At 44.0% G+C, this 13112-nt stretch carries 9 protein-coding genes; 2 read left to right on the forward strand and 7 right to left on the reverse strand.

The genetic code is table 11. The features are described from left to right. Positions 1-11: 11 nt before the first annotated feature. The 7 genes from ACS8FC_RS07235 to ACS8FC_RS07265 form a co-directional block, all read right to left on the reverse strand. A complete protein-coding gene (locus ACS8FC_RS07235) occupies positions 12-794 on the reverse strand; it encodes an enoyl-CoA hydratase (protein ID WP_439296302.1) in 783 nt (260 codons plus the stop codon). A gap of 132 nt (positions 795-926) precedes the next feature. Then, entirely contained in the window at positions 927-2087 is a 1161-nt protein-coding gene (locus ACS8FC_RS07240; protein WP_439296303.1) for an acyl-CoA dehydrogenase family protein, read from the reverse strand. 177 nt (positions 2088-2264) lie between these two features. Next, on the reverse strand, positions 2265-3749 hold the full coding sequence (locus ACS8FC_RS07245; protein ID WP_439296304.1) for a CoA-acylating methylmalonate-semialdehyde dehydrogenase: 1485 nt from the start codon (positions 3747-3749) through the stop codon (positions 2265-2267). A gap of 319 nt (positions 3750-4068) precedes the next feature. After that, a complete protein-coding gene (locus tag ACS8FC_RS07250) occupies positions 4069-6111 on the reverse strand; it encodes a propionate--CoA ligase (protein ID WP_439296305.1) in 2043 nt (680 codons plus the stop codon). A gap of 295 nt (positions 6112-6406) precedes the next feature. Further along, complete coding sequence (locus tag ACS8FC_RS07255; RefSeq protein ID WP_439296306.1) at positions 6407-8077, reverse strand: fatty acid--CoA ligase; 1671 nt, start codon at positions 8075-8077, stop codon at positions 6407-6409. 295 nt (positions 8078-8372) lie between these two features. Next, positions 8373-9563, reverse strand: a complete 1191-nt coding sequence (locus ACS8FC_RS07260; RefSeq protein ID WP_439296339.1) for an MFS transporter — start codon at positions 9561-9563, stop codon at positions 8373-8375. 394 nt (positions 9564-9957) lie between these two features. Further along, positions 9958-11073: a hypothetical protein gene (locus tag ACS8FC_RS07265; protein WP_439296307.1), complete on the reverse strand. Its 1116-nt coding sequence runs from the start codon at positions 11071-11073 to the stop codon at positions 9958-9960. Between the two features lie 318 nt (positions 11074-11391). Between ACS8FC_RS07265 and ACS8FC_RS07270 the strand changes: the two genes are divergently transcribed. Together ACS8FC_RS07270 and ACS8FC_RS07275 are read left to right on the forward strand one after the other, a co-directional pair. Then, on the forward strand, positions 11392-12138 hold the full coding sequence (locus ACS8FC_RS07270) for a hypothetical protein (protein WP_439296308.1): 747 nt from the start codon (positions 11392-11394) through the stop codon (positions 12136-12138). Between the two features lie 90 nt (positions 12139-12228). Next, positions 12229-13059, forward strand: coding sequence for a carbonic anhydrase (locus ACS8FC_RS07275; RefSeq protein ID WP_439296309.1), 831 nt, complete (start codon positions 12229-12231; stop codon positions 13057-13059). The last annotated feature ends 53 nt before the right edge of the window (positions 13060-13112 follow it).

The following is a 13112-nucleotide window of genomic DNA, read 5'->3' on the forward strand; positions in this document are numbered from 1 at the left end:
ATTTATTGTGTTTATTTATTCTGCCAAGTAGGCTTGCGCTTTTCTAAGAACGCTTGCACGCCTTCGCGCTGATCTTTGGTATCGAACAACTTAACAAAAGCTTCGCGCTCATGGATAAGGTTTTGTGCAGGCGGGGTATTTCTTGCGGCTTGGATAAGCTGTTTAGAATAAGTGACGGCAACGGGTGATTGCTTAGCGACTTTTTGCGCTAATGCTTGTGCCGCTAATAAACCTCCACCTTTTGCCGTGACTTCTTCGACTAAGCCAATGCGTAATGCAGTATCGGCATCGATACGCTCACCGCACAATATCATACGCTTCGCCCAGCCTTCACCAACCAGTAAAGGCAGATTCTGCGTACCGCCCGCGCATGGCAAAAGTCCCACGCCGGTCTCTGGTAAGGCCATTTGTGCATGCGATTCTGCGATACGGATATCACAGGCCAGCGCGCACTCAAGTCCACCGCCCATTGCATAGCCGTTGATAACTGCGATACTCACACCACGATACGCTGATAGCGCTTCAAACGCTTCACCAAAAGCGATGGCCATGCTAATCGCACGACCTTTATCACCGTCTGAGAAATTATTTAAGTCCGCACCTGCTGAAAAGAATTTCTCACCATCGCCATGGATAATTAAGGCATAAACATCATCATTGGCATTGAGGTCAGTGACCAGCTGTTTGAACGCTGGCAGACTGTCCATCGTCCACGTATGGGCTGGCGGGTTATTCAGTGTTACGGTAGCAATGTGACCGTCAATTGATAACTTGAGATTGGTATAATCCGTCATAAATAATCCTTTATTTTATCTGAATTTGGTACGATTTATTGGTTAAGCGCTAGGTAAAATAGATATAGAAAACCATAGCGAACTTAAAATACCGTGATAAAAATATTGCCATAAAAAAGTTGCGTACTACGATTAACGCAACTGACTCAATGCATCATCTTGCATAAGCTGACGCGAGACAATCACCCGCATGATCTCATTGGTGCCTTCCAAAATCTGATGGACACGCAAGTCCCGTACATGGCGCTCAAGCGGGTACTCATTCAAATAGCCATAGCCACCATGTAGCTGTAAGGCTTGATTGGCAACTTCAAAACAAAGATCAGTGGAGAGGCGTTTTGCCATCGCACAGTAGGTAGAAGCTTGACCATCATTGTTATCGACTTTGTTAGCCGCTAGATAAAGCATTTGCCGCGCAGTAATCGTTTGGGTGAGCATGTCAGCAAGTTTAAACTGTACTGACTGTAAGCTGGCGATTGGGCTACCAAACTGACTACGCTCTTGTACGTAATTGGTCGCGGTCTCTAGCGCTGATTGCGCGGTACCAACGGCACAAATACCGATATTGATACGGCCGCCATCTAAGCCTTTCATCGCAATACGAAAGCCTTGGCCTTCCTCGCCGATTAAATTCTCTGCTGGCACTTTGACGTCTTTAAAGCTAATAGCACGAGTCGGCTGCGCTTTCCAGCCCATTTTATGCTCGTTTTTGCCGTATTCAATACCAGCACTGTCCGCGTCTACAACAAAAGCTGAAACCCCTTTTGGCCCAGCATCACCTGTACGCGCCATAACTACTAATACATCGGTCGAGCCTGCACCTGAGATAAAAGTTTTTTCGCCATTCAGCACATAATAGTCGCCTTGCTTATCGGCTTTGGTACGTAATGACGCTGCATCAGAACCAGCATTGGGTTCTGTTAAGCAGTAGCTGCCAAGCCACTCACCGCTGACCATTTTTGGCAAATACTTTTTACATAGTACATCGCTGCCATACTCGCCGATCATCCAACCTGCCATATTATGAATACTCATATAGGCAGCCACTGAAGTATCGCCCCATGCCAACTCTTCAAATACCATCGCAGAGTCTAAGCGCGGTAGCCCTAAGCCATCATAATCTGGATTGGTATAGAGTCCTAAAAAACCAAGCTCTCCTGACTTTTTAATCACATCAACTGGGAAATGCGAGGTACGGTCCCATTCAGCGGCATTCGACTTGAGCTCTTTTTGCGCAAACTGCCGAGCGGTTTGGCGAAAGGCGATTTGATCATCCGTTAATGAAAAGTCCATAGGGTCATCCTTGTGCATGCATTGCAAATATGGTGAATTAGGTTTTATATCGTTGTCATTCATACAGTATAACAGCGACATCGTGACAATCGTAAAACTGTGCTTAAACTATGCTTAAATAGTAAGAAACATACCAAACAAGATTAACACGACACCGCAAATACAAGGAATAAACGATTAAATTGAAATAGTAGTATTCACCCCGCGGCTTGCTTCATCGTCAAACCAGCGCGCCGTAACGGTTTTGGTTTGAGTATAGAACTGTACCGCTTGCTTACCATAAGGACCAAGATCGCCAAGCTTACTGGCACGTGAGCCTGAGAATGAGAACATCGGTAGTGGCACAGGAATCGGTAAGTTAATACCAATTTGCCCGACCTGAATATCTTGCTGGAATTTATGCGCCGCTGCGCCTGATTGGGTAAAGATAGCCGTACCGTTACCATGCGGATTGGCATTAAGCATCTCTATAGCCTCATCAAGGCTCGCTGCACGCATGATACAAAGTACAGGACCAAAGATTTCTTCTTTGTAGATTTGCATATCACTTGTGACGTTATCAAAGATAGTAGGCCCTACAAAGTTGCCTTTCTCATAGCCCTCGACAGTAATACCGCGGCCATCAAGTAATAAGCTCGCGCCTTCTTCTACCCCTGTATCAATCAAATGCTCGACGCGGGCTTTTGCAGCTGGAGAAATCAGTGGACCCAAGTCTTTATCATGCTTACCTGCTGATACTACAAGACCCTCAGCCTTGGCTTTAATATCGTCAATCCACTCACCAGCTGCACCAACCAATACCACAACAGACAGTGCCATACAGCGTTGACCAGCCGCACCAAATGCAGCACCCGCTAGCTGATTGAGGGTTTGTTCTTTATTGGCGTCAGGTAGGATAACGCCATGGTTTTTGGCACCCATCATACACTGGGCACGTTTACCAGATTTGCTGGCGCGCTCGTAGACATGCTTACCAACGGCGGTCGAGCCGACAAATGAAACCGCTTTGATATCTGGATGATCACAAATGGCATCAACCGTCGCTTTGCCGCCGTGTACCACATTTAGTACCCCTTCAGGTACGCCAGCTTCGACAGCCAGCTCTACCAAACGCATGGTCACCATCGGGTCTTGCTCGGACGGCTTTAAGATAAAAGTATTACCCGTAGCAATCGCCATTGGGAACATCCATAGCGGAATCATCGCTGGAAAGTTAAACGGTGTAATACCAGCGCAAACGCCTAGTGGCTGCCAAACACTATAAGTGTCAACGCCTGAGGCAACGTTTTCAACAAAATCACCAATCTGCAAGTTAGCAATGCCTGCTGCATGCTCGACCACTTCTAAACCACGAAACACATCTCCGCGGGCATCAGCAATGGTTTTGCCTTGTTCAGCAGTTAAGGTTTCTGCCAGCTCATCCATATGCTCACGTATCAGCTGTTGATACTTTAGAAAAATACGCGCACGCGTGGTAATTGGCGTTTTGCGCCATGTTTGAAAAGCCGTCTGGGCGGCTGCAACTGCTTGATTAATCTCATCGTCAGTGGTTTGTGGGACTTTGGCAATGACTTCTTGTGTGGCTGGATCAGTAATATCAAGCCATTCATTGGTTGTTGATTTGAGAAATTGTCCATTAATGAGTTGCTGAACATGATGCATAAGATATCCTTATCTTGTTTTTAAGACTGCTGCTAGACGCGTCTGGGATTATTAAAAGTACTAAGCTTAAAAGTATTAGGCGCAATAGTTTACTATTAACGTCGTTTTATTTTAAAATGATTTATTTTGTATCGTTATTGACTATAACAACAAATCAATTTTGGGGTCAAGTGCTTTGTTGAAATTTTGGTAACGTTAACTCTTTTCGTTGATAAATTAGTTGAGTCAATAAAAAAAGCCCATGACGACTCATGAGCTTTTATATGATTTTAAAATAGTTATTTATAACTAGCGAATACAAATTATCCTTTCATTTCAATCAATAGCCTTTCATAGACTGTTTAATGGCATCGATCGCGGTTGGATTGTCAAGCGTTGACATATCGCCAGTAGGCTTATTCTCTGCCAGTGCACGAATAGCGCGGCGTAGGATTTTGCCAGAACGAGTCTTTGGTAGGGCTTGCGGGAAATAAATCGCGGCAGGCCTTGCGATGCCACCAAGGGATTTTACTACTGCACCGATGACCTGCTGCTCAATGCGGAAACGGTTTTCGGTCGTTGCGACTTGCTCATGATCTTTTAGCACACAAAAGGCAATTGGCAACTCCCCTTTTAGCTCATCTTGTATGCCCACGACCGCACACTCAGCCATCTCTGGATGGGTGCTGATCGCCTCTTCAATCTCTTGGGTACCGATACGGTGACCGGCGACATTGATGACATCATCGGTGCGTCCTAAGATATAAAAATAGCCATCTTCGTCAGTTACCGCATAGTCTGAGGTTGAGTACTGCTTGCCATCGAATAGACCAAAGTAGCTACTCATAAAGCGCTCATCATTGCGCCATACAGTGGTGAGACAACCCGGTGGCAATGGCGCGCTAATCGCTAGCAATCCTTTCTCACCTGCACCGCACGGCTCGCCTGTCTCTTCGTTGAGGACGCGGGCATCATAGCCATACATGGGATAGCCAGGTGAGCCTTGTTTATGTGGTTTGTGATCAAACTTGGGCGTATTGCTCAAAATTGGCCAGCCAGACTCTGTTTGCCAATAATGATCTAAAATTGGCACACCTAAATGCTTGGTCAGCCAATTGGCCGTTGATTCGTCAAGGGGCTCACCTGCTAAAAAGAAAGACTTAACGCTTGAGACATCATAGCGGGTCATCCAAGTCTCGTCCTGCTTTTTGAGCATACGCACACCCGTCGGTGCGGTAAATAAGATATTGACTTTATTGGCCTCTACAATTCGCCACCAGATACCGGGGTTTGGACGATGCGGTAAGCCTTCATACATCACACTGGTCATGCCAGCCAGCAATGGCGCATAGATAGTATAAGAATGCCCAACTGCCCAGCCAATGTCCGAGATCGCCCAAAAGGTCTCGCCCGCCTTACCATCGTAGATATAGTCCATTGAGGTAGTCAGGGCAACTGCATGACCGCCCGTATCACGTTGCACGCCTTTTGGCGTACCGGTCGTCCCAGAGGTATAAAGCAGATAAGAGGGCGTATTTGACTCAAGCCACACCGGCTCCACCACAGCACCGGCTTCACAGCTGATGCGGCGCTCGGTTGCATAATCTACATCGATGTCTTGTGGTTTAAACGGCAACACTCCGCGGTTGACTACCAGTACATGCTCAGGTTTTATGCTTGCTTGTTCAACCCCCTGATTGACAAGATTTTTATAATTGACTACTTTACCACCGCGTAGGCCAGCATCGACAGTGATGACCATTTTGGCCTCAGCATCATCCATACGAATGGCGAGGTTATGCGCCGCAAAGCCACCAAACACCACCGAATGCACCGCACCGATACGAGCACAAGCAAGCATGGCATAGGCTGCCTCCAAAATCATCGGCATATAAATAACGACGCGGTCGCCCTTCTCGATACCATGACGCTGTAGCACGTCCGCGAAGTAATTGACTTCTTTATAAAGATCGTTATAGGTTAAGCGACGCTTGGTATAGTCCGTATAAAACTCAACGTTATTTCCTAAGTCCTTAAAGGCATCAACGACTGCTGGATAAGTCTCTATCAATTCTTGATTGATCTCGGATGAGAGCCAAATGAAAGCATCTTGCTCGGCTCGTTCGGGGATATGACGATCTACGCAGTTATAGCAAAGATTGGTCTCGCCGCCGACATACCACTTAGCAAACGGTAGATTACTGTCATCAAGAATTTGCTCAGGCTCTTTATGCCAGTAGATACGCTTTGCTTGCTCTGCCCAAAACTGCTCTCGATCATTGATCGAGTCACTATAAATATCAGCAAAAGTAGAATCTTGCACAGAGATATCGGTATTATTAGAGGCTTGGTTAGAATCTATATTGGTAGCTTGCTCGCTCATAATGGCTATCCTTAGCGTAAACGAAATGTGATGCAACACGACTATATATGCTATATGAAATAGCTGATGAAGTTGGAAGAGTCGCTGTATATATTATAAGTATAATATAGCAAATTTATATGACTGCTTAAGTATGGTTGCCCTGGCTTTCCCTGCCAGAAACAAAAAACCGATACCTATAAAAACAATACATAGTGTATCGGTTTGATAAGTATCGGTTTAAAATGTAGCAGAGCTAGTAATAAAGGTCAACTGTTTAGCGCATAAACTGCGATGTGATTACAGTTAATATCAATTAAACTTGTGTCTGATTGGCATACATCTCTCGCATCACTTTTTTATCATGCTTACCAACAGAGGTTTTAGGCAGCTCATCAACGAACTTAAACTCGCTTGGTACACCATATTTAGGAATAATACCTTTACTGACCGCTTGTTCTGCAACTGCAATAATATCATCAGCACTAGTGTCTTGCTTATTAGGTTTTAAGACTACTAACGCCAATGGGCGCTCTCCCCACTGCTTATCACGGACACCGATGACTGACACGTCGGCTACTGCTGGATGCAATGATAAAATGGTTTCAATCTCCAATGATGAGATCCACTCCCCACCAGATTTGATGACATCTTTGAGACGATCAGTTATTTTGATATAACCATCAGGTTTGACGTAAGCGATGTCTTGGGTATGCATGTAGCCATTTTCCCACAGCTCCTTGCCTGCGTCATTGTTTTTAAGATAGCTTTGAGTCAACCAAGGTGCCCGTAATACCAGCTCACCAGTATTTTCTGTACCGACACCTACTGGCTTATTATCTGTGCTCCAGACTTGTGCATCGACCATCAATACTGGCTTACCCGTCATGCAGCGGCGATTAATGTCTTCTTCCTCAGTCATATCAGGTTCATTGAGGCTAAAGTCAGTTAAGCTAATAAGTGGTGCGGTCTCTGACATTCCGTAACCTGTATATACTTCAATATCTTGTGCCAATGCCGACTTAGCCAAGCCTTCTGTTAACCTTGAACCACCAATGATCATTTTTAGCCCATTAAAGCTAACATCTCGATCTTGCGCCTCTTTGAGTACCATTTGTAATATCGTTGGTACGCAGTGGGTAATACTGACCTCTTCATTAATGATTAGATCTAACAAAGTATCGGGCGCATAACGTCCTGGATAAACTTGCTTTAAACCAATCATCGTGGCCGTAAACGGAAAGCCCCAGGCATGGACATGGAACATCGGTGTCATCGGCATATAGACATCACCGTAGCTGACGCCTTGCTTATTGGGCAGCATACCAAGTGACGCAGCTTCCGCTAGGCTATGTAATACCAATTGGCGATGACTAAAGAACACGCCTTTTGGATCACCTGTCGTTCCTGAAGTATAGAAGGTTGTGGCAATAGTATTTTCATCAAAATCCGGAAAGTCAAAGGTAGTGTCAGCCGCTGCTAATAACGCTTCATACTCACCTGTCACGCGACTTTGATTACCACCAAAGACACCTTCATGCGACACACCATTGTCATCTAACCAAATAATATGCTCAATACTTGAGTTTTCAAACTGATAATCTTTAACCAAAGGCGCAAATTCAGAATTGAGCATCAATACTTTAGGCTTGGCATGATTAATGGTATAAAGAATTTTTTCTGGGGACAGACGGATATTGACCGTCTGCAAAATATATTGCGACATAGGTACTGCAAAATAAGACTCAAGATAGCGATGACTATCCCAGTCCATAACCGCTACCACATCACCTGCATCGAGATTTAAATCTGCTAAGACATTGGCTAAACGGTTAATGCGGGTAAATAAATCCTTATAAGTTAAGCGCTTTTTGTCCGCATATATAATCTCTTGATCCAATGAGACGGTCTTGGCACGGTTTAGTAGTTGTTTAATAAGTAACGGAAATTCATAGGCTGATGGTGCGCTATCATAGATATTTGACATAGATGAGACTTCCTTGTTTGTCGTTATCGTGAACGTTTTATTACTATAAATAATTGAGTGCGGTCGTGTTTATACTTTTTAGAAGCAGACTACTATCTGGATAAAAGCTTACTTTATTTGAGGTATCTACTTTTTAAAAATCTGCTTTTTAGCCGATTACTTATTGATAGTAAGAAAAAACCCATACTATGTAAAGCGTGCACACGTAAGCATGACGATACTCAGCATTCGAGAATAGTAATTCCACTGCCTACCACAATATGTTAGCCAAGACTTGTTTTAAACAGTACGAGGCTCATGCAGTACGAAACTTGGTTTTAACCATACCAAAGCTTGCTATGAGTAATGCAAGAATCTGCAAGGCCAATAACAGCCATACTGTCATTGGCCATTCACCACGCGCATAAACAATACCGCATAGCCAAGCTCCTATCGTACCACCTGCATAATAGCTCATATAATATAGACCAGAAGCCAAGCTGCGCCCTTTTTTGACATTGACTGCGATGTAACTGATGGTCGCAGCTTGGGTGATAAAGACTCCGGACGACATAACAGCAAGTCCAATAACAATACCCCACAGCGGTGATACTAAGGTCAATAGCACCCCTATCATAGACACTATCACAGCAACTCGCACCGTTCGTGCTGCGCCAAACCGGCGTAATAAAGTAGTCGATAATGGGGTAATGACCACGCCTATTAGGTACACAGCAAAGATATTGGCAAGCTGTCCAGTACTTAGCTCATATGGAGTCTTGGCCAAATGCAAATTGATAAAGGTAAAGCAGCCTACCAAAGAGAACAACACACACGCGCCAAGTAAGCAAGCTGTCACTACGTAGCGATTGGTCAGATGCTCACCTAATGTTTGCATGGCTGAGCGGAAGTTTGGATTGGCCTCAAACTGGCGTGATGAAGGCAACATTTTACCTACCCATAATGCACCGACCAATGTCATCGCGGCCATCACATAATAGCCATGACGCCAGCCTATAAGCTCATGCAAATGCCCAAGCAAGAACCGTCCCAAAAAACCGCCAAGCACTGAACCTGAGACATAAAATGACATCAGCTCGGTGACTGCTCGTCCTTCAAACTCCTCACCAATATAGGCAATCGTCACTACCGTAATACCAGGTACTGACAAGCCTTGAATAAACCGCCACAGACCCATCCAGCCAATATCTGGGCTTTGGGCTATAAGCGCTGTCGGTATCGCCAAAAACAACAAAGCTCCGACGATAAAAGACTTGCGCCCTACAGCATCAGACAGCATTCCCAAAAATGGCGACATAATAGCAATCGCCATCACTGTCGCGCCAACGACCATACCTGCTTGTACTTCGGTGGCAGCGAGGTCCACCATCAGTACAGGTAAGACTGCTTGAATAGAATATACTTGCAAAAAAGCAAACATCCCAATCAAACCAACAGTTAGCTTCAACACCCAAGACGGCGGACTGGGCTGCGAAGTAGGTGGCATGACTGATGAGGGCGCTGAGACAGTTTGATTTGCGCTGTCATGTGACGTGTTATTCGTTGAGGCGTTATCTGGTATGTGATTCACAAAGTTACTGACTATGTTATACGCGCATGATATCGGCGTGGGTGGTAGGAACAGGCTATAAATATACAAAAGCCTAAACTTATAGTCATTATGACAAGCGCATCATGGTATCACACTGGCAGTTAAGCTTAAGATGCAAAATGTTATGTAATTTTGGTCCTTAAACAGGAGCAATCTTGTATTCTAAATATACCACTATTCACTATCTATCGCATTGATGAACCATTTAATACACTACGAATGATTCTATCCACTCTTAAAACACAAAAAAAGCCGCTCAAGGCGACTTACATTGCTCAGCACTTTGACTTTAGTACCCTGGAACATCTGTAACCTTGACATTGCTTTTTTTATCTAAGAGCAAGTTGACAGGCTTATTTAACGATGTCCGGACAGCTGGGGCTTTAGATTTAGCCGATGATTTATCAGCTGTTGTGCGCACATTATTAACAACCGTGCCAGATGATAATTTAATAGCAAACGTTAGGTTTCGATCATCAATAACAACATCGTTGAAAGACGAATTTCTAAGTAATAGCTCGCGACCGCTAGCAATTGCCATGGCTCTAAACTGATGGCGCGTATTTTTAAAATGAATATTACTAAATTCCTTTAATTTTCCATTAGCTTTGAGGCGTACATAAGCAGATCCAGTAGCTGTACCAGACTTAATAAAATCACAGTCTTCAAAGTACACACCCAAATCATTTGAATTGCCTATATTAGTGTCTTGAAAGATAACTTGATTGTTACCGTAACGCGTGCCAGCATTTTCAAAGACCACGTCTGTAAACTTAATGTCGCGATATTTATCATTAATATTATTGGGTTCACAGTCAAATAAATAAAGACCGCTTATCAATTTGCCTTGTTTCGATGTAAACCTATTATCAATACTAACTTTACCACGTGTAAACCTACTCCCTTGTCCTGCAACGATAGTTACGGGATTTCGTGCAGTTGATCCAATTAAGAAGTCCTGAGCCTCAAAGTCAATCTGTCCATTATATTTAAGGTAGATACCATCATAACGTGCGCCACTTGTCTTAAAGTTTCTGAGACGAGCGCCGCGCTCTTGAATGCGAATACAGTGCAGAGCTTTGGTGTTTTTGTGCGTGCCATTTCTGTTAGAGGTAAGCTCATCTCGTAAGGTTTGACCACGTATATCAAATCCATCTAGGACGAAGTTTACTCCGCCTGCCTGTACGTCAACGACAGTAGAAGGTGTTTTTGCCCGTAAAATGGTATTACCCTCACTAAATAGCTCAATATTCGGACTATCAATTACCAAACTACAAGGATAGTCGCCATTGGGGAATATAATCCGAGCACCGCCGATAGACTTAGCGTGGTCTATCGCCGCTTGCGGGGAGCGATAATCTTTAACATATATCTTTTTAAGGGTCGAGTCTGATGATGTAGGCATTTGTCTGTCTATATTCGTTTAGGTAGATGCTTTATACCAATTGCTGGTACATACTGTCAAGCACTGCTAACCAAATGTTTCGATACATACTTTTTAAATGCTCTAAAACCATTCGCTCATTGTTATAACTATACCTTGTTCTACTTTAGTTGCTTAACTGGCTTTAATTTAAACTATCTATACATTCCACATCCCTTCTATAACAGACTTTAGCAACCCTTGAGTTCATAATCTCTAAAAATAATGTAGCGACAGTTAAGCTAGCAGCTGTTTTGATAAACCATTACATCAATCTTTAAACAATAAGAGGCAATAAAGATGGCAGATAAAATTTATAATCTAGGTGCAGGATTTTGGAACATACGCGGATCTTTTCGTTTAGGCGGTGTGCTTGACATAGGTACCCAGTGCTCGCTCGTAAAGTTGGAGTCAGGCAAGTTTGTCTTTTTGGACAGCTACGAGCTGACTGGTGATGTGCGAGATCAAGTCATGGCCTTGACCAACGATGGCCAAGATGTCGAAGCTGTGTTGAATCTTCATCCTTTTCATACCGTACATTGTGAGCAGATGGCAAAAGATTTTCCGCAAGCCGAATTTTATGGTAGTCGTCGCCACCACAAACAAGTACCCCAAATACCATGGGCTGACGATTTAGTAGAGAGTGATGCAGTAGCCGAACGTTATCCGGAGCTCAAATTTTCTTTATCTCAAGGTATCTACTATATCTCCCCTAACGAAAAAATCCATGCAGGCTCGTTATTGGCTTACCATCCTGCCAGCAGAAGTTTGCATGTAGATGATACTTTTATGAGCCCACCAGCAAAGGTGCTTGAGGCGGTATTACCTGAGCTCCTCTTACATCCTACAACCAAGCAAGCGCTTAAAGATGAGCCAGACGCTGGCAAACAATATTGCGACTGGGCGACCGAGCTTGCTCATCAATGGCGCGATGCTCATAATTTCTGTGCTGCCCACTCAAGCTTGATCACATTTGAAGTTGGTGGGTTTGAAAAGGCATTATTAAAAGCGATTGAAAAAGCACGCCCTAAGCTTGAGAAGTCTTAATTTTTTAAGCTTTAACAGACATACCTTATCGTTCATTCACTTTTGAATTAACGGTAACATGGACATTTTGACTATAAAAAGGACTGTAATATGAATCGTCATTATTTAGCGACTGCTGTGCTGGCAGTAAGCGCTTTAGGTTTTTCTGCTTGTACCTCTAATCAGCAGGCTTTGACAGATCAGCCGACTGATGCCAATGTGACCGTAGTTACACCGCAAGGCAATGGTGGTGTCCATCATCATAAGTGGTCATACGAAGGTAATACAGGTCCCGAGTATTGGGGTGATGTTAAAGGCGCTGATGCCTGCAAGATTGGGAAACAGCAATCGCCCATCAACATTACAAACGTTACCGCCAGTAGCTCAGCTGCGCCTGTCATTAACTATGCTCAATCGACCAACATTCGCATTCATGACAATGGACATACAGTCGTCTATACGCCAACGACTGAAGACAATGCTATTGTATTAGACAATGAACGCTATGTTCTCAAGCAGTTTCATTACCATACCCCAAGCGAGCATCAATTTGGTAGTCAGAACTACCCAGGCGAGATCCATTTTGTGCATGCCAATAGCGAAGGCAATCTTGCTGTAGTGGGTATCATGTTGCAAATTGGTGAGGCCAATGACGCGCTACGGGTGTTACTAAACGGCACTGAGCTGACAACTCAAAACGACGATGAATACACGGCTAACGGCGTAGACTTATCTGCTTTAGCACCTGTCATGCCTACCTTCTATCATTATAGTGGTTCACTGACGACGCCGCCATGTTCAGAAGAAGTACAATGGTATGTTAGTAAAAAGCCTTTAACCCTTGCTAGTGATCAGTTTGCGATTATGTCTGATCTATACGAAGGTAATAACCGCCCTATTCAGCCACAAGGCTCGCGTAAGATAGAGCAGCTCACTCATTAATTTTAATCACTAATTGCAAATTAAATCATTTACTGTTTGGAACAGTGATACGT

This window comes from Psychrobacter sp. 1Y4, assembly GCF_051847555.1.